Here is a 17,629-nt window from a genome sequence, read left to right on the forward strand (position 1 = left end):
AGAAGAGATGCCAGCCAATACGCGGCGTATGTTGTAACTATGTCGAGCAGTAGCAGTAGCGCTGTTCTTTTTGTGATACGAACGTCCAAACCCAGCCTCGTCCCCGAACGGAAAAGCGAATGGATATCATTTTGCCGACAAGCTCGGCGACCAAAAGAGTATTGTATAGAAAATGCCGTACGATTTCATCGGTCATACGATGTTCAGGAGTCTGCTACATGAATAAAACAGCCACACGCGACAGCGCGGCTTCCGCTTGCACGATGCAGCACCAGCCCGCGCGCGAACAAAACATTGAAGCGCTGACGGCTTTTTTCGAGAGCGGCATCAAGCCCGAGGGAAGCCGCGGCCAGCTGGGAATCGAGCTGGAGCACACCATCGTGCACGACGATATGAGCCCCGTTTCCTATAGCGGTCAACACGGAGTTGCCTGGCTGCTCGAGCAGCTTCGCGCTCAGTACCCCGAAGCAACCACCGACCCCGAAGGCGATCTGCTGGGCGTGGCCCGCCCGGGCGAAGCTGTCACCATCGAGCCCGCCGCCCAGGTGGAGCTTTCTGCGGGCCCCTTCTCCGACCTGGACAAAGCTCGCGAAACGTTCGACAAGTTCGAGCGCTTGGTCGAAAAAATCCTAACGCCCGTGGGCGAGCGCATGCTCACCGAGGGGTACCACCCAACTGCAACGGCGCGCAGCTTGGAGCTCATTCCGAAACGGCGCTACCAGTTCATGAACCTGTACTTGAGCGAGAAGGACACGTGCGGTCCCTGCATGATGCGGGGCAGCGCCTCTACGCAAGTGTCCATCGACTACACCAGCACGGCAGACTGCCTCCGCAAGCTGCGTCTAGCGTATGCGCTGGTCCCGATCCTGTCGCTTATCACCGACAACACGCCCGTGTTCGAAGGGAAGCCCCGCACGCACCAGCTGGTGCGCACCAAGATCTGGCAGCACATGGACAACGATCGATGCGGACTGGTGCCGGGCGTGCTGGACCCCGGGTTCGACCTTCGAAGCTACGCCGCCTACATCCTTGACGCTCCAGCCATCCTGGTTCCCTGCAAAAAGAAGCAGTGGTGCTATTCGGAGCGCACGTTCGGCGACATCTACGCCGACCGCGTCATGACGAGCGCCGAAGTGGAGCACGCCGTGTCCATGTTCTTCAACGACGTGCGCCTGAAAACCTACATTGAGATCAGGCCCGCGGACGCCATGCCCATCCCCTACGTCATCGCGTATGCGAGCCTTATCAAGGGGCTGTTCTACTCCCCCGAAAGCCTTGATGCGCTCGACGAGCTGTTCGCACAGGTGAACGCGAGGGACTACGAGGATGCGAAAAACGCGCTCATGGCGCACGGATACGAGGCGACCGTGTACGGAAAGCCCGTCGCAAAGCTGTGCGATCGCGTGATCGAGCTGGCCAAGCGCGGACTGGAAGCCGAAGACCGCCCCCACCTGGAACCGCTTGCCCGCCTGGTCGAGCAGCGCACGACGCTGGCAACGCTTGCGGAAAGATCCCGATGAGCAACGAAGGGCGCCTGGTGAAGGTGGCGTACCGCGGGTTCTTCGACGATGGGTTCACGTTCATCGACCAAACCGAGCAGCCCATCGAATTCCCTTGCCTTGACGGGTGGATGCCGCCGGAGTTCATCGAAACGGTGCGCGACATGGCCGTTGGCGAAACGCGGCTTGCCCGCGCAGGGGCGGACGTCGCCTACGAAGATCGCCGAGACGATCGGGTCATGGAGATGCCGCTCGATCGGATTCCTTCAGACGCCCGTTTGGTCGTGGGAGAGATCGTTAGCCTGGAAGGCGTCGACGGACGCGTGTGCCCGGCTCGTTTGATCGAGTTGTCGAATACACACGCCGTATTCGACTTCAACCACGATGCCGTGTGCAAAGCGCTGAATTTCGAGATAACCCTGCTTGAGGCGCACGACATGCCTCCAAGAGGACGCTTGCAAACTTGTGGCAACTTGGAGCAAGTTTGTCCCGCCGACGAGAATGACGAAAACACTCAGGTAGACTGAGGATATTGATTTCTAGATGAAAAGGAGCTCTTATGAGCAACGAAGGCAAGAAGGTCAAGGTCCACTACACGGGAACGCTTGACGACGGCTCCAAGTTCGATTCTTCCGTGGATCGAGGCGAGCCCATCGAGTTCACGTGCATGGCCGGCCAGATGATCCCCGGCTTCGACACGGCCGTGAAGGACATGGCTCAGGGAGAGACGAAAACGGTCCATATCCCCGCAGCCGAGGCGTACGGCGAGCGCGACGACAGCATGATCCAGCAGGTTCCCATCGATCAGATCCCGAATGGCAACGAGCTTCCCGTGGGACAGACCGTGTACATGATGGGCCCTGGCGGCCAGCCCTTCCCCGTGTTCGTCAAGTCTATCGAAGATGGCGTGGCAACGTTTGACATGAACCACGAACTAGCGGGCAAGGACCTCAACTTCGAGATCACGCTGGTTGAGGCTGCCGACTAACGGTCGATGCTCCATATCTTTTCAAAGAAGGCGCCCGCGGGCGTCTTCTTGTTTTAGCGTCGATTTCCTTGGCGGCGCGCTGGCGGCAACGCGCGGAGAGAAGCGCGCAAGGCATCGTGCGAACCGCACGAAAAGGAACTGACGAAGCGCGGGCATGTTGCATGCCGCCCAAGCGAGCAATCCGAACCAGCAATACATCGAGGGCCACGTCGCTCTCAACGCAGCCCTCGATGCATCTGGTCGGGAAACCTTTGACCGTCTGGCGAAATGTTCTATTCAGATGGAATTGCGTCCCGCTCGATCAGATCGCACAAGCCGCTGCTCGCACGCTCTCCGTCCACGCCAAGCCTTTCAAGGCGCTTTGCCAACTTGAGGCAGTACGAAAGGTCTTCAAGCGGAAGCCCGGCCATAGCCGAAACGGCTGCTTCGTTCAATCCGTTCATCTTGCTGGCTCCTTCCTGTTCGGTACGTCCAGCATAGACGACAGGGCGCGCTAGACCGTTGTACGAGCAGCCAAAGCCGCATGCAGGCTTTTGTGCAATTGCACAAAAGCCTGTACATAAGCCAGCCTACACGAACACGAGCGACAGAAAGCGAGCCAGCTCTCGATCGGATGAATCGGGCATTCCGAGCACCGCTTTGATCTTGCGCAAACGATACCGTACGGTGTTGGGGTGCTGGTAAAGAGCCTCTGCCGCGCTCCGGACATCGCCGAATGCCTCCGCAAACGCACGCGCCGTTGCCAGAAGATCGGTATCATTGCACTGGTCGTGCAGCTCCAACTCGCGCATGTACAACGCGCTTGTGCGAGCGAACAACCTATCGGCCCGCGCAGCCGCATGAAAAGCATCGACGCCGAGATCGGCCCATCGAACGACCGCCGATTCCGACTCCCGTGCGCGCTCAAGGGCGAACCGCGCCTGGCGAACGGCCAGATCGCCCTCGCCCAAAGGGACCTCTTCGCTCACCCCGCAACGCACGGAGGACATCGCCTCGATGCGACCGATCAGATCGGGTTCGGAATGAGAGCGTCCGTCAATGGGAGGCCTGGAATACGACACGAACGCCAGCAAGCAATCGTGATAGCGACACGCATACGCCGTTTCAACGCTCCCCCAGTCTTTCCTGAACGATGCGAGCACCGAAGACAATGCGCTGAGCTCCGCATACAAAGAGCAGTCGTCGCCGCCCACCGGCTGCACCGCAAAGCACTGCAGCGTCGCCCCCGTTGCGCGCGCTATGTCGTACATTGAGGCGCGGACGTCAGCCGCCACCCGATCGGCCACAAGGCCATCGATAAGGCGGCTTTTGCTGGACTGCTCTTGATCGGTTCGAATAAGGGAGAGAACCGACGACAATATCTGCTCGTAGTATCGGCCTTCGTAGAACAGGATAGGAATGCCCCGCCGTTCGCTCAGCTCGATAACGCGCGGACCGATGGCGTTTTGAGCAGCGGGCTTGATGGCAAGGGCGGCTACGCCGCATTCCATGACGGAGACGATAGCGCGCTCCGCCAAGGCAGGATCGCGCCGCGCGAACCCGAGCGACGAAAGGATGAACTCGTTCGGGAAGAACTCTCTGTACCCGTTCGCAGGAGGTTCTTCGTCCAGAATGCCCGCATTCACAACGGGACGACCGGCAAAGCCTTCGCAAGGAGCGGCTAGGCGCACGCTCTCGAACACAGGAAGGGCAAGCACGTCCCCTACGGTGATCATGGCAGCCCTCCCTTCCCTGTTCATCCGCATCGTCTTCCAACTGATCGCCATCATACGATGACGCTTGACACGTGTCCAGCGAGCCCTATCAAGAGCCCCTGCCTTCCTCCAAATCCACGATCCGACAGCAAAGATCAAGATCGGCAGCGCGATTGAGGCGAGCCACGCGCGCCGCGAAACACGCACGGCGCGCTTCGTCAAAACGATCGGGAACGATCAGCCCGAATTCCGTCGCCCTACGCAAACGCAAATCAGACACCGTGGCGGAAAGACGCCCGTCGAATACGGAATCCTCTGGGGGCGTTTTCGTTTTCGCACGCGCCTGAGCAGCCGCGACGCAGTCGCGATCGAACCCGAAATACGTCATTTCCCAGAATGCAGACGAGAGCACGAGGTAGCGTTCGTACAGGCTCCAAGAACCCCCGAGCCACACGCGACTCGATAACGCGTCCTCCCAAGGAGCAAGCGCGAGAGAATGCTCCGGTAGACTGACGCTCTGCTCAACGGACTCTGCGGGATGCGCCCTGAGCGCAGCCCGGGCAAGAGGAACGTCCGCACGGCGCATGAGCCAAACGCCCACGCGCCGCTCGATCAAGCCCGTCTGCTCATGGGGAATAAAGAACTCGCGCGGCAAAAGGACTCGATCGCGCCCGCCCTTTCGCTTGATGGGCATACGTTTCATCGAATCAAGCGTACGGGCTAGCCGACGCTCCTTCTTGCGACGCCGCTTGGGCGAATCGTCGCCGCAGGGCGCGCAAAGCCGCGCAGCATGTTCGTCCAAGACAACCCGAACGAACGCATCGACATTGCAGCATGCCAGCAAATCCTGAAGGGTAGGCAGCTTCTCGACAGGCTCTCTTCTCTGCTCCCAATACGAGCCCTCGGCCGCGTGCAGATCAAAACACGACATCGCCAACCTCCTCGGCGAATGCGAGCGCCGTCGCGCAGGGCATAACGGCAGCGCAGCGCACGGGCAGACCGAAGGACGATAAGTCAGAATCTGCGGCCGCCTCTATCTGCATTGCAAGAGCCGCAGCTTCAAGCGGGTCAATGCAGCATAAGGGCATAACTTCAACAAGCACAAGAGCTTCGGATTCGACGCAGCACATTCCTCGACGAATATCCAGCATGGCAAGCACCCCTTCGCAAGCGTCCCAAGATTTGAGAGGATCTTGCAAGCGTGGTACGGGCGACGCGGAACACCGACGCCATCTATGGGCTGCCCATCGCGAAGGCCCGATGGGAAACAGCGCTTGCACTGGCTCTTTTCTTTCTTTGACAGTATACCATAGAAAACGAACGTATGTTTGTTTTCTATTCGTAAAGACCAAGCGAGTTTATGAGTTCGTCTCGCGAGTGAACGTCGAGTTTGCGGTAAATATGCCGTATGTGAGTTTTGGCTGTACCATTCGCGATGAACAGCTCGCGTTCGATCGACCCCACCGTTTTATGCTGGGCAAGCAGCAGCAACACCTCTTCTTCGCGAGGAGACAGACCCCGCTCGCGCGCAAGCGCCTGGCAGCGATTTGCGAGCTCTTGCTTTTTGACGAGCGCCGTATCGGCCTGCGCGTTGTACTCGGCAAGAAACGTCATGCCCCAACGGCTGGAAAGCTCTTTCTCCGAAAACAAGATCATGGTAGCGGCAACCACCATGACGATCACCAGACCGCTCAACACCGCATCCGATCCCGCAAGACCAAACGTCGGAGACCCGAGCAGCATTTCAGTTTGACGGCCAAGCAGCGAAAACAGCGCACGTACGCCCCGCTCGATGCCGAACAGCCAAACAGCCGACACGCCGTAGCGATAACTCAAGTTTGCCATGATGAGCATGACGAGCACGGAAAACGCCGTATACGAAGCGCTCGTGCAGAAATCGGACATAGCCTGGTTGAGCACCCCGACGTTCGGAAGAATGAGAAACGCCGCCACCATGAGCGGCAACGTCAGCCGATAGATGATGGCGAAATCGAATTTGCCGCCGCGAGCAATGACCCCGACGAACACAATAGCTGCGACGGCGAGCGTCCCGAAAGCCGAATGAGGCCCGAAGGTCGATTGGTACATCGACGATTCCTTGAGCCCATAAGCAAACGCATAGATAGCCATGAGCAGCACGATTTTCCACGGAAACGAGAACGACGTCGCAGACGCCGAAGGCAGCTCGTCTGCCGGAAGCGATCGGAAGCTAGCTGCCGCCCACGCAAGAGACACCACGGGAAACGCCGGCACAACCACCGCAAGCCAAGAGACGGACATCCCCCGACATACATAGATGAGCAACGCCGCCGCCATCATGGAAGCCGAGTAGTACAACGCCACGCGAAACGGATTCAGACAGCTGTACAGCTCCGACCAAAGCAGGATGACCAAAGCGATGCCGAACCCGCCCAGCAAGGCGGCGGGCAATCCCATATGCACTGAAAGCGAAGGCGCTCCGATAGAGACGAACATGCAGCACGTCGAAAGGACCAGCGCGACACCCGCCAGCACGTACACCGATTTACGACCGAACAAGGGACCGATGCGCTTAGCTAAAGCCGCGCATGAGAACATCGTCGCGATCATCACAAGATCGAACACATCATGACTTGCAACCCCGGTTGCCGGAAACGAGATGAACGAACCCACGAACACGATCTCGATCCAAGCACGATACACGCCAAGCCCCAAAAAGAACACGGGTATCGCGGGCATCCAAGGAAAGAGAGGTCCCGGCGGACGATTTCCTTGCTCGGTCTGATCGCTTTTCGCCATAAGAATCTCCCCAAACACCGTTCCCCTTGCCGCATGCTTGCAGCCCATTGTACCGAAGGAAACGGCTGCTTCAAAACATCCGGAAAACTCAGCCGCAGGAAAACCCCTGGTAAAACTAGGGTGATAACAAAGGATGATAGAAATAACCCCAGGCGAAAAGCCGTAGACGAAAGACAAGCGGATCGATTGAGCGCTATGGTCTCGACCGAGGGAGCCGCCCTGAAGAAACCTTCGACCACCGGATGTCGAGCGTCAAAGCGCGGCAAGCACCGACGTTCAAGGAGGATGAACATGCCCAAGCAAAGCAAGCAGCAAGGTATCAGTCGTCGAGATCTGCTCAAATTCGGCGGCATGACAGCAGCGGGAATGGCGGCAGCAGGCGCCCTGAGCGCATGCGCGCCGCAAGAAACCGCAGCGAAAAACGCGGCGAGCGCCCAGGCCGGAGCAGGCGAGAAAACCACAGCAGCCGGTCACCTGCGAACCGGAATGCCCGCTTTCCTGGAAAAGCCCGCCGCTATTACCGATATCGCAGCCACCGAAGAATACGACGTGGTGGTCATAGGCGCAGGCGCATCCGGAGTCCCTGCTGCGCTTTCGGCTTTGGAAGCGGGCGCGCGCGTCGCACTGCTTCAGAAAGAGAATCAGGCCATCAGCCAAGGCAACTCGGGCAGCGGCATCGATCTGATAACGAGCGATCAAGCCAACATAGAGGACCTCGTTTCCCAGCTCATGACCGACAACCAGCATCGCCCTGATCGAGCGCTCATCGAACTCTGGGCGAAAAACTCAGGGGAAGCAGTGTCTTGGGTTATCGAAAAAGCAGCCGAAGGCGGCGCGCAGGTTATCGACCAAGGAAACCAACAGCATATACCCTTGATCAACCGCAAGGGCTACACCATGAACTTCGTCACGTCCTTCTTCGGACCCAAGCCCTATAACGCGGGCGACGGCATGCGGGCGCTGGCGGCCACTGCGGAAAAAGAAGGCGTCGAAATCTTCTATTCCACCCCAGCCGAGCAGCTCGTCCAGAACGAATCGGGCAAAGTAGTGGGCGTTATCGCGAAAGGCAAAGACGGCTACGTCCAGTTCAACGCGTCGAAAGGCGTGATCGTAGCATGTGGCGACTACCAAAACGACGAGGACATGCTGCACTATTACCAGCCGGACATGACGAATTTCCAGCCCAAGCAAAACAACAAGACCGGAGACGGCCATAAGATGGTAGTCTGGGCCGGCGGCAAAATCGAGAACCTTGCCCATACGAAGATGCTCCACGATTTCGATGCGGGTCCCGCATCCATGTGCGACATGCCGTTCCTTTCCGTGAAGATGAACGGCGAGCGCTTTGTGAACGAGACCGTAGAGATGTCCCTCATGAACTGCTATCTGAGATCGGCCGAGGACGCTGGACACTATTGCCAGGTGTTCGACAGCAACTACATGACCGCAGCGGCAGACTGGCCGGGAAAGCTGGTAGACCCCGAAGCCCTGAAGACCTACATGCCCGAAGAGAACGTCGAGCGCACGGGCGTGTTCGAAGGGCAGATCAATACGTTCAAGGCCGACACCCTTGAAGAACTGGCCAAAAAGCTTGGAATCACCGATACGGAAGCGTTCAAGAAAACGATCGCCCACTACAACGACCTGGCCGCGGCGGGCAAGGACGTCGATTTCGGGAAAGCGGCGAAGTTCCTTGCCCCTATCGACACCCCGCCGTATTACGGCATTCACCGTCACGTGCGTATGAGCGCCATCTGCTCCGGCGTTGACATCAACGAAAAGCACGAGTGCCTGACGCCGGAAGGCGAGGTAATAGAAAACCTGTACGCCATCGGCAACTGCTCGGGTCATTTCTATGGCGGAATCGACTACCCGCTCACCGTATTCGGACTGTCGCTCGGGCGCTGTTACACCGAAGGCTACGTCATCGGCCGCATGGTAGCCCAGAAATAACCAAGCCTTCTTATTCCCCTCCTGAAAGGGCTCGGCGCGATGCGTATCGCTGCCGAGCCCTCTTCCCTACCAGCTCAGAAGCTCGTAGCCGTCTTCGGTAACGACCAGCTGAACCTCCCACTGAGCCGTGTCGGAACGATCTGCCGTGCGAACGGTCCATCCGTTCGGATCGCTCATGTCGATTTCCTGCTCGCCCGCGTTGATCATGGGCTCGATGGTGAAGCAGCAGCCCGGAGCAAGCACCATGCCGGTACCCGCTTCGGCAACATGGCTCACGAACGGATCTTCGTGGAAGTCGAGTCCGATGCCATGCCCGCCGAACTCGCGCACCACCGAATAACCGCACGACTTCGCATGCGCGTTCACAGCCGCTCCCACATCGCCCAGCAAGCCCCACGGCTTGACCGCGGCAAGGCCTGCTTCCAGGGCTTTCTTGGTTTCCTCCACCAAACGGCGACGCTCCTCGGATACTTCGCCGATGCAGAACATGCGCGACGAATCCGAATAGTAGCCGTCCAGGATAGTAGAGCAGTCCACGTTCACGATGTCGCCTTCGCGCAGCACGTCGTCCTCTGAGGGAATGCCGTGGCACACCACTTCGTTGATGGACGTGCACACGCTTTTCGGGTAGCCCTCGTAATTGAGGTCGGCGGGAACGCCGCCGTGCTCCACCGTGAAATCGTGCACCCATCGATCGACTTCCGCCGTGGTCACGCCCGGTCCGATACGCTCGGCAACGTAATCGAGCACGCCGATATTGATAGCGGCGCTGCGCTTGATGCCTTCGATATCGGCCGCCGTTTTGAGCATGGAACGCTGCGGTACCTCGAATCCCTGCTCGTACAGCTCTTGCAGCCGCTCGTCATGGACGAGGTGACACTTCTTGTACTTTTTGCCGCTGCCGCACCAACATTCGTCGTTGCGGCCCGGACTGATCAGTCCATCATACATACGCGCATCCTTTCTTTCGCGGCCCATTGTACCGCTGTTAGCGAAAGCGAACAGTCAGAAAACGCGCGCCAACCAAAGTACTGCAACGATGCCTTGCGCCCGCTGTCAAAACGGATGAGTTTTGCGGCGGTTTTTCGCCTTGTTGGGGCGATTCTTCCGTGGGAGTTTTTTATCGCACCAGGTCAATCGCCTGACACTTCCCTTTATCCTAATTTAAGGACCAACAAAACTCTTCCATTTTGACAGCGGGCCGGCAAGGGGGCAACGGGGAAGCCGTCGCCCGGGCATCAAGGCAGGGCGACCATCGGCAGGCGAGCGGGCGCCGCCAGAAACCCGCAACGCTTCGCCGAACCGCCGCCATGCGCCCTAGTCTTGGATTTTCGCGCACCCGACGCCCAGGGCACCGGGGCCCACATGGCAGGCAATGCTCAGCGGCAAACGATCCACGAACACATCGTCGCTGCCGAATTGGTCCCGCATATCCTGCGCAAGCGACTGCGCGTCGTCGTCACGATCCGTATGAGCTACGTAAAGATGCACGTTGCCAACACCGCCGAAACGTTCGTCCACATCGCGCGCAAGCGCTTTCAACATGGTGCGCTTCGCCGCCTTCGTGGACTTGGCCACCGAAAACGCGTCGAGCTTTTCTCCCTGAATCTGCAGGACCGGCCTTATCTTGAGCACCGACCCGATGGCCGCAGCTGCCGGGGTGATTCGGCCGCTCTTGTGTAGGTAGGCCATGGTGTCCACCATGATGTAGATGCTCGCGTCGAACTTCGTGGCATGAAGGCGATCGCAAACCTCCTGCGCCGAAAGCCCAGCCTCAACCCAGCGCAGCGCGTCGATCGCCGACTCGCGCTGCATGACCGAGATGCGCTGGTTGTCCACCACGTGCACGCGGCCTTCGAAGTGCCGAGACAGGGTGCATGCCGTTTCGCAAGACCCGGAAAGCCCGCTTGACATGGGAATGTAGATGATATCGTCGTACGTGCCCAGAAGCTCGTGCCAACGCTCCCCCAAGTCGACGATAGAAGGCTGGGAGGTGACGATGTTCGCTCCGGCACGCTGCCGCTCGTAAAACCGATCGGCGTCAAGGCTCACGCCCTCGAAGCCCTCCTCGCCATCTACGACAAACGGCATAGGCACGACGAACACGCCGAGCTTCTGAGCCTCTTCGGCCATGATGCCGCTATTCGTATCCGTCATGATCGCGATCTTCTGGTTCATGCTGGTCGCCTCCCCCATGCGAAGACGGCGGGATTGCTCCCGCCGTCTGGCTGCGCGGCGCTCTCGAGCAACCGCGCAATACTCTCGATTAGTCTATTATGACCGAAACGCTAACCGCGCACCTCGGCACCCGTCGCCCCGCACACCTTCTTCACGAGACGCTCGTGAGCCTTGTCGACTTCCTCGCTGGTAAGCGTGCGATCGACCGCGCGATACGTAAGCGCATAGGCCATCGACTTCTTGCCGGCGCCCACGCGCTGCTCGTCGCGGTACACGTCGAACAGACGCGCGTCCTCGAGCAGCTTGCCGCCAGCCGAGTTCATGCACTGCATGAGGCGCTCGTGCGCAACGTCCTCGTCCACCACGAACGCCACATCCATGGACACGGCCGGGAACGTGGGCACGTCCACGTAATCGCGCGACGCGCGGCTTGACTTCACCAGCGCGTCAACGTCCAGCTCGAACGCCACCACCGGTGCCGTTGCCTCGTACGCATCGACGGCCAGCGGATGCAGCTCGCCTACCCAACCGAGCGAGGTGCCGCCCGCCAGCACCTCGGCCGCGCGTCCGGGCTGCAGATGCGGGGCCTCTTCGGCGGAAAGGGCCTTGAAGCGAAGTTTCGCAATGGCCAGCTCGCGCGCAAGGCTTTCCACAACGCCCTTGCCGTCGAAGAAGTCGAAGGCGTCGGGGCGTTCGTTCCATCCCGCATCGCGCATGGCGCCGGCCAGCACGCCAGCCACGCGACGGCGCTCCTTCGGCTGCTTGCGTCCCTCGTGAGCGAAGAACACCTGGCCGGTTTCGTACAGCTGGACGTTCTTCACGCCGCGGCTCTGGTTGTAGGCGACGCTGCGAAGCAGACCGGGAACGATGCTTTGCCGCATGACCGACTGATCGGCGTTGAGCGGGTTGATCAATTCGACCGGCTCCCCCAAGCCTCCAGAGGACATGCGCAGGCGACCCAGGTCGCCCGGCTCGGCGAACGAATACGTCATGGTCTCGTTCAGGCCGCTTGCGCGCATAACGTCGTTGACGGTATCGAGCGCATGCTCGAGCGCGGAGCGCGTGCCTACGCGACCCGGGCCGCCGGGCAACGTGGAAGGCACGCGGTCCATGCCCCACAGGCGCAGCACTTCCTCGTACAGGTCGATCTCGCGTTCGAGGTCGGGCCGGAACGTAGGCGCGACCACGGCCAGCACGTCCGCCCCGTCAGCGGACGAGACCGCGCACCCCAAGCGCTCGAGAATGTCGACGATGTCCTCGCGCGGAATGTCGGCGCCCATCATGGCGCAGAAGCGCGGAACGCGGAACTCCAGCTCGACGGCCTGCGACGGCATCGGCCACTCGTCCACGATACCGAGCTGGTTGGCTGCGGCAGCGCTCACGCGACCGCCTGCGACCTCCACGATCAGCGCAGCGGCCGCAGCGGAGCGCTCGTCGATGCCGTGGTCGTCCACCCCGCGCTCGTAGCGCATGGAGCTTTCGCTGATCAGGCCCAGGTTACGGCTGGTGCGGCTGGTGCGGCCCGGCTCGAACGCAGCAGCCTCCAGCAAGATGTCCACGGTGTCCTCGGTCACTTCGGTGTCAAGGCCGCCCATGACGCCGGCCAACGCCACCGCACCGAGCTCGGGCGTGGCGATGACGGTCATGTCGGACGTGAGCGCGCGCTCTTCCCCGTCCAGCGTAACCAGCTTCTCGCCGTCTTCGGCCGCACGGACCACGATGGAAGCGCATCCGTCAGCACCCGAAAGCTTGGCCAGGTCGAACGCATGAAGCGGCTGGCCGAACAGGAACAGGATGTAATTGGTAACGTCCACGATGTTGTTGACGGAGCGCTGGCCGATAGCGGCCAAGCGCTCGACCATCCAGTCGGGGCTCGGCCCCACCTTGCACCCGCGAATCACGCGCGCCGTATAGCGCGGGCAGCGTACCGAATCCTCAATGCTCACGCGAACCACCTGATCAACAGGCTGGTCGCTCGCATCAACCTCCAGCTTGGCAGCCATGTCGGCAAGCGGGCTGACAACGTTCGTGCGATACATAGCGCCCACTTCGCGCGCCATGCCGACCACGCTCAAGCAGTCGGGACGGTTCGGCGTGACCTCAAGATCGAGCACCGTGTCGGACATCTTCAGGTACTCGGCAATGGGCATGCCCACAGGCGCGTCCTCGGGAAGAATCCAAATGCCTTCGTGATCGCCGCCGATGCCCAGCTCGCGCTGAGAGCAGCACATGCCGCAGCTGGCAACGCCGCGCAGCTTCGACTTCTTGATCTTGAAATCGCCGGGCATGACGGTGCCGATGGTGGCAACCGGCACTTTGATGCCGGCCGCGATGTTCGGCGCGCCGCACACGATCTGCACCGGTTCGTCCGCGCCCACGTTTACCGTGGTCACGTGCATGTGATCGCTGTCAGGGTGCTGCTCGCACGTCTCCACGTAGCCCACGACCACGCCGTCGAACGACGCACCCGTCTTCTCCACAGCCTCGACGCCCGTACCGGTCAGGTCCAATCGATCGCAAAACGCCTTGACGTCGCCCGGCACCTCGACGTATTCGCTCAACCACTTCAAAGATATTTTCATAGCTTGCGGCTCCTTAGAACTGACGAAGGAAGCGCATGTCGCCTTCGAGGAGCATGCGCAGGTCGGGAACGTTGTACTTCAGGCAGGCAATGCGCTCGACGCCCATGCCGAACGCGAATCCGGAGTACTCTTCCGGGTCGATGCCCGACATGGACAGCACGTTCGGGTCGACCATGCCGCAACCCAGGATTTCCAGCCAGCCCGTGCCCTTGCAGAAGCGGCAGCCTTCGCCGTGGCAAATGCCGCAGCTTACGTCCACTTCGGCCGAGGGCTCCGTAAACGGGAAGTAGTGAGCGCGGAAGCGCGTCTTGCGTTCCTCGCCGAACAGCTGCTTGCACAGGTAGTCGAGCGTGCCCTTGAGATCGCCGAACGTGATGCCCTTGTCCACAACCAAGCCCTCGATCTGCGTGAACTGGGGAAGGTGGGACGGATCGGCCACGTCGCGACGGTACACTTTACCGGGAGCGATGATGTAGATGGGCAGGTCCTGATCCTCCATGGCATGCACCTGCACGCCCGAGGTCTGCGTGCGCAGCAGCACGTCGGACTCGCCGCGCACCGCAGCCTTCTCGCCGGAACGGTCGACCACGTAGAACGTGTCGGCCAAGCTGCGGCTCGGATGATCGGCGGGAGCGTTGAGCGCCTCGAAGTTGTAGTAGTCGGTCTCCACCTCGGGACCCTGCGCCACCGTGTAGCCCAAACCAAGGAAAATCTCGCTGACCTCGTCGGTTATACGGTTGATGAGGTGACGGGTTCCCATCTGCTGAGCACGTCCGGGCAGCGTCACGTCAACCGCGCTCGCGCCGATCTTGGCCTCGAGCTCGGCAGCCGAAAGCTCGGCCTTGCGGGCGGCCAACGCTTCCTCCACGGCCACGCGCACCTCGTTCACGGTTTTGCCAACCGCGGCGCGTTCCTCTTTTGCCACCTGGCCCATGCTGCGCAGGTACCCCGTCAGCGTGCCCGCCTTGCCCAGCACCGCCACGCGCACGTGCTCAAGCTCGGCGGTTTCGCCCGCCTGAGCGATCGCGTCGAGCGTCTGCGTGCGCAAGGCCTCCAATTCGTCCACGATTGCCATGTTTCGCGCTCCCTTTCCGTCTTCTTTTTGCAACGCCGCCGCAGCTCGCGCGAACGCGCTCATCGGCGGCGAAAAACAAAAGAGCCTTCTCTCGCCGTTGGTTGAGGGAATTGCTTCCCAATCCAAGGACGAGAGAAGGCTCTCGCGGTACCACCTCGGTTGACGACCTGCGCGCACGCTCGACCGGACATCGCGATGACCAGGCAAGGCATGCGACCGTTGGCCGCCCGCTCATTACGCTCTGTAACGGGAGCTCCCGTCAAAGCCTACTGCACGTCCGCGCTTGCGCGCCCCGCGTTCAGCCTTGCTGCTCGGAAGGGAATCGCCGCGTTGGCCGCCCGGGTCCTTTCAGCCGATGAGACCCGTCTCTGGAGGCGGCGCCGCTACCCGGCGCTGTCTTCGTCTTCGCATGTAACGATGCAGTATAGCGCATTTCGTCGAACGTGAGGAGATATTCCACGACGAAGCGGCGAACTGCGCCCCGCGCCGATTGACGCCGACACCACCCCGGCGCACGGGATTCCGGCCCGCGAAGAGGGAGAACGCAGGACCCGCGGCCGAACGGCGAAACGAGTCGAAACGAGGCGAGACGCTACAGGATACGGTAGCTGACCGTGCGCAAGCCCCAGTCCAGACACGACGAGTACCCGAACGCCTTCCACACGCCGGGCTGCAGATCAAGAGAACGACGGCCTCCGTCCATGCCGCCGCAATCGTTGATGGTGGCGAACACGGTTTGCCCTGCGTAGGATATTTCGACGGTGCGTCCGTAGTACTGCCAGTAGTTCGGCCACGCCATGGGAACGGCCACGCCCATCGACCAGTCGTCGCAAACGGCGCCGGTAGCCGTTATGCCGGGGTTGGGCGTGTAGGGATCGGTGGATCCTCCATAAGCGGAAGCCACGCCCGTCGACCATCCGGCAGTGCTTTCACCAGGCGATTCACTGGAACCGCCGCCGGAATCACCACCGGATCCGCCGCCGGTATCGGGAACAACGGGATCCGGATCGGGCTCCACCGGCGTTGACGGAGGAACCACCGAAGGCCTGTCCACCGTGTTCGCGTCCTCGACCTCCACCGGATCCGTCACCGCGCCGGCAGCTGCCATCTCCTCTGCTTTGCGCTGCAGCTCGGCCAAGCGAGAAGCCTGGTCGCTTTCGGCGTTCTGCAGTCGCGAAGACGCGTCGGCCACCACCTTCTGCGCTTCCGCCTTCTTCGCTTCCAACTCCGCCAGCTTCTTTTCCTGTTCGTCTTTTTGGAAATTCAAGCTATCCGCAAGATCTTGGAAACGCTTGCTGCGCTCCTGCTGCGCGGCAACCTCATCGGCCTGATACGTCATGATGCTGCTCAAATACGACATGTTGCGCAGAAGCTCGGAAAAATCGCCTGCGCCCAAGACCAACTCGACAAGGGAGCGCGTCGAGCCGCCCGTGCGATACTCGTACGCGGCCAATTTGCCCACCGCGGCGCGCCCTTCGACCACCGCTTTCTGAGCCTCCAAGACCTCCGCCGCCATGTCGTCGATCTGCGTTTGAAGCTTGTCGATCTCCTGCTTGAGCGTATCGCAATCGGAAGAAAGCGCGGCCATGCGGGATTCAGCAGCGCTCAAGCTGGAATGAGCGTCGTCGACCGCTTTCTGGGCGGCGCTCGCCTGGGCGTCCTCGTCAGCCCACGCGAAGCATCCAAGCGCGGCAAAGCCCGCCAAGACAATCGCCGTCAGCACCGCAGCAAGCAAAAGCGCAGCGCGAGAAAAAACCCTCACGAACGAACCTCCTGAACAGTAGGATGAACGAGCACTTTATCACGAGCGGCGCCCAATGCAGCTGCCAAGTCGACGATCAGGCGCTCGTTGTCTGTAAAGTAATCGCTATCGTAGTCGGCATCGGACATGATAGCCACCACGTACGGACCGTCCCCGGCAAGCACCACGCCCGCATCGTTGAGAGCTCCGGCGCCCGTTTGGGGAGTGTTTATCTCGAATCCAGGCTTCGAAAGCACCGTGCCGCGCGCACCGAGCGCAGCGCGCAGAAACGAGGAGTCCGTCTGAGACAAAAGACCGGCGCACCATGAGGCATGGCCCTGCCCGGCAGCCACGTACGACCCTACGTTCAACCACAGCTTGGCCAGGTCGAGCGGCGTGCAATACGGATACCACTCGCCTTCCCAGGCCCATGCGTCCACGCCTGCGGCGGCGCACCACGATTCGAAGTTCCCGTAACTGAAGCGCTCGCGCAACAACGCGTAGCCGGTGTTGTCCGAATGGACGATGGCATTGGCCAGCACGTCTTCCAAACGGTACTCTTCCTTATCGTCGAAAGCCATGACGCCCGTGCCCTCTACTGCCACGTCTTCGATCACCATGTCTTCGAAAGAAGCAAAGCCAAGGTCGATCTCGTCTTGCACCGCATAGACAACAAAGGGGGCTTTCATGGTGCTCGCGCAGAAAAACGCCTCGTCAGCATTGTAGTTCATGCCACGTTGGACCGAGAAATCATATACGACGAACCCAACTTCATAGCCAGCTTCGTGAAACGCGTCGACAGCCCGCACCACCTCGGGAGCTTCCTTGTTGTCAAGTTCGCGCGCAGCACCCGTTGCAGCGTCGAACACGCTCACAAGATCTGTCATGGGCGCCGCATCGAGCGCCGAACGCGCGATCTCTATTGCCGCGCGCGGATCCGAATTCGTTAATCGATCAGGAACGGCATCGGTCGATCCACGCTCTTCGCGCATGGAAGAACTTACCGGGAACGGTTTTTCGTGCCGGGTTGTGAAAGCGTCCGTTGCGCTGACGACCGCGCACGTTGCAACGGCCGATGCAACGACCACCGCAGCTACGCCGATCCAACCGAGAGACCGACCGCGATGAATTCGCTTGTTCT

The 17,629-nt window shown here is 60.6% G+C and carries 15 protein-coding genes; 4 read left to right on the top strand and 11 right to left on the bottom strand.

Annotated elements, in window-relative coordinates; genetic code table 11:
* Window positions 1-218: 218 nt before the first annotated feature.
* Genes ACTQZK_RS08905 through ACTQZK_RS08915 form a run of 3 tightly spaced genes read left to right on the top strand, consistent with a single transcriptional unit; the run spans window position 219 to window position 2,487 of the window.
* Complete coding sequence (locus tag ACTQZK_RS08905; protein WP_441899408.1) at window positions 219-1,520, top strand: glutamate-cysteine ligase family protein; 1,302 nt, start codon at window positions 219-221, stop codon at window positions 1,518-1,520.
* Entirely contained in the window at window positions 1,517-2,026 is a 510-nt protein-coding gene (locus ACTQZK_RS08910) for an FKBP-type peptidyl-prolyl cis-trans isomerase (RefSeq protein ID WP_216528838.1), read from the top strand. Before ACTQZK_RS08905 ends, ACTQZK_RS08910 begins: the two co-directional genes overlap by 4 nt.
* 32 nt (window positions 2,027-2,058) lie before the next feature.
* Window positions 2,059-2,487 carry an FKBP-type peptidyl-prolyl cis-trans isomerase gene (locus tag ACTQZK_RS08915; RefSeq protein WP_216528837.1) on the top strand — a complete coding sequence of 143 codons (429 nt, stop codon included), beginning with the start codon at window positions 2,059-2,061 and terminating at the stop codon, window positions 2,485-2,487.
* 272 nt (window positions 2,488-2,759) lie between these two features.
* On the opposite strand, the gene ACTQZK_RS08920 is transcribed toward ACTQZK_RS08915, so the two are convergent.
* The 5 genes from ACTQZK_RS08920 to ACTQZK_RS08940 all read right to left on the bottom strand — a co-directional run bounded on the left by ACTQZK_RS08920 (window position 2,760) and on the right by ACTQZK_RS08940 (window position 6,959).
* Window positions 2,760-2,930 (bottom strand): hypothetical protein, encoded by a 171-nt coding sequence (locus ACTQZK_RS08920; RefSeq protein WP_181792612.1) that lies wholly within the window; start codon window positions 2,928-2,930, stop codon window positions 2,760-2,762.
* A 126-nt stretch (window positions 2,931-3,056) separates the two neighbouring features.
* Entirely contained in the window at window positions 3,057-4,202 is a 1,146-nt protein-coding gene (locus ACTQZK_RS08925; protein ID WP_216528836.1) for a helix-turn-helix domain-containing protein, read from the bottom strand.
* An 88-nt stretch (window positions 4,203-4,290) separates the two neighbouring features.
* Window positions 4,291-5,112 (bottom strand): hypothetical protein, encoded by an 822-nt coding sequence (locus tag ACTQZK_RS08930; RefSeq protein ID WP_216528835.1) that lies wholly within the window; start codon window positions 5,110-5,112, stop codon window positions 4,291-4,293.
* The gene (locus ACTQZK_RS08935) at window positions 5,099-5,332 is read right to left on the bottom strand and encodes a hypothetical protein (protein ID WP_441899412.1); all 234 of its coding nucleotides are present in this window, start codon (window positions 5,330-5,332) and stop codon (window positions 5,099-5,101) included. Before ACTQZK_RS08935 ends, ACTQZK_RS08930 begins: the two co-directional genes overlap by 14 nt.
* A gap of 184 nt (window positions 5,333-5,516) precedes the next feature.
* A complete protein-coding gene (locus ACTQZK_RS08940) occupies window positions 5,517-6,959 on the bottom strand; it encodes a helix-turn-helix transcriptional regulator (RefSeq protein ID WP_181792617.1) in 1,443 nt (480 codons plus the stop codon).
* A 291-nt stretch (window positions 6,960-7,250) separates the two neighbouring features.
* Between ACTQZK_RS08940 and ACTQZK_RS08945 the strand changes: the two genes are divergently transcribed.
* The gene (locus tag ACTQZK_RS08945; RefSeq protein ID WP_216528834.1) at window positions 7,251-8,912 is read left to right on the top strand and encodes an FAD-dependent oxidoreductase; all 1,662 of its coding nucleotides are present in this window, start codon (window positions 7,251-7,253) and stop codon (window positions 8,910-8,912) included.
* Between the two features lie 66 nt (window positions 8,913-8,978).
* Here ACTQZK_RS08945 and ACTQZK_RS08950 read toward each other — a convergent pair whose 3' ends face one another.
* From ACTQZK_RS08950 to ACTQZK_RS08975, 6 genes are all read right to left on the bottom strand, one after another.
* Window positions 8,979-9,863, bottom strand: a complete 885-nt coding sequence (locus ACTQZK_RS08950) for a methionyl aminopeptidase (RefSeq protein ID WP_114567641.1) — start codon at window positions 9,861-9,863, stop codon at window positions 8,979-8,981.
* Between the two features lie 366 nt (window positions 9,864-10,229).
* Window positions 10,230-11,090, bottom strand: coding sequence for a DegV family protein (locus ACTQZK_RS08955; RefSeq protein ID WP_114567642.1), 861 nt, complete (start codon window positions 11,088-11,090; stop codon window positions 10,230-10,232).
* 110 nt (window positions 11,091-11,200) lie between these two features.
* Window positions 11,201-13,672, bottom strand: coding sequence for a phenylalanine--tRNA ligase subunit beta (gene pheT / locus ACTQZK_RS08960; protein ID WP_441899414.1), 2,472 nt, complete (start codon window positions 13,670-13,672; stop codon window positions 11,201-11,203).
* Between the two features lie 13 nt (window positions 13,673-13,685).
* Window positions 13,686-14,747, bottom strand: a complete 1,062-nt coding sequence (gene pheS, locus ACTQZK_RS08965; RefSeq protein WP_114567678.1) for a phenylalanine--tRNA ligase subunit alpha — start codon at window positions 14,745-14,747, stop codon at window positions 13,686-13,688.
* A gap of 592 nt (window positions 14,748-15,339) precedes the next feature.
* On the bottom strand, window positions 15,340-16,509 hold the full coding sequence (locus tag ACTQZK_RS08970; protein WP_441899417.1) for a coiled-coil domain-containing protein: 1,170 nt from the start codon (window positions 16,507-16,509) through the stop codon (window positions 15,340-15,342).
* Window positions 16,506-17,480: a serine hydrolase gene (locus ACTQZK_RS08975; RefSeq protein WP_216528831.1), complete on the bottom strand. Its 975-nt coding sequence runs from the start codon at window positions 17,478-17,480 to the stop codon at window positions 16,506-16,508. Before ACTQZK_RS08975 ends, ACTQZK_RS08970 begins: the two co-directional genes overlap by 4 nt.
* Between the last annotated feature and the right edge of the window lie 149 nt (window positions 17,481-17,629).

Origin of the sequence: Paraeggerthella sp. LCP19S3_G8 (assembly GCF_052119225.1) — a bacterium.
Taxonomy (GTDB): Bacteria; Actinomycetota; Coriobacteriia; order Coriobacteriales; family Eggerthellaceae; genus Paraeggerthella; species Paraeggerthella hominis.

Excerpts from the sequence above, each read along its gene's own strand:
- ACTQZK_RS08905 (WP_441899408.1), top strand. The coding sequence starts at position 219 with ATGAATAAAACAGCCACACGCGACAGCGCGGCTTCCGCTTGCACGATG.
- ACTQZK_RS08910 (WP_216528838.1), top strand. The coding sequence starts at position 1,517 with ATGAGCAACGAAGGGCGCCTGGTGAAGGTGGCGTACCGCGGGTTCTTC.
- ACTQZK_RS08915 (WP_216528837.1), top strand. The coding sequence starts at position 2,059 with ATGAGCAACGAAGGCAAGAAGGTCAAGGTCCACTACACGGGAACGCTT.
- ACTQZK_RS08920 (WP_181792612.1), bottom strand. The coding sequence starts at position 2,930 with ATGAACGGATTGAACGAAGCAGCCGTTTCGGCTATGGCCGGGCTTCCG.
- ACTQZK_RS08925 (WP_216528836.1), bottom strand. The coding sequence starts at position 4,202 with ATGATCACCGTAGGGGACGTGCTTGCCCTTCCTGTGTTCGAGAGCGTG.
- ACTQZK_RS08930 (WP_216528835.1), bottom strand. The coding sequence starts at position 5,112 with ATGTCGTGTTTTGATCTGCACGCGGCCGAGGGCTCGTATTGGGAGCAG.
- ACTQZK_RS08935 (WP_441899412.1), bottom strand. The coding sequence starts at position 5,332 with ATGCTGGATATTCGTCGAGGAATGTGCTGCGTCGAATCCGAAGCTCTT.
- ACTQZK_RS08940 (WP_181792617.1), bottom strand. The coding sequence starts at position 6,959 with ATGGCGAAAAGCGATCAGACCGAGCAAGGAAATCGTCCGCCGGGACCT.
- ACTQZK_RS08945 (WP_216528834.1), top strand. The coding sequence starts at position 7,251 with ATGCCCAAGCAAAGCAAGCAGCAAGGTATCAGTCGTCGAGATCTGCTC.
- ACTQZK_RS08950 (WP_114567641.1), bottom strand. The coding sequence starts at position 9,863 with ATGTATGATGGACTGATCAGTCCGGGCCGCAACGACGAATGTTGGTGC.
- ACTQZK_RS08955 (WP_114567642.1), bottom strand. The coding sequence starts at position 11,090 with ATGAACCAGAAGATCGCGATCATGACGGATACGAATAGCGGCATCATG.
- pheT (WP_441899414.1), bottom strand. The coding sequence starts at position 13,672 with ATGAAAATATCTTTGAAGTGGTTGAGCGAATACGTCGAGGTGCCGGGC.
- pheS (WP_114567678.1), bottom strand. The coding sequence starts at position 14,747 with ATGGCAATCGTGGACGAATTGGAGGCCTTGCGCACGCAGACGCTCGAC.
- ACTQZK_RS08975 (WP_216528831.1), bottom strand. The coding sequence starts at position 17,480 with ATGCGCGAAGAGCGTGGATCGACCGATGCCGTTCCTGATCGATTAACG.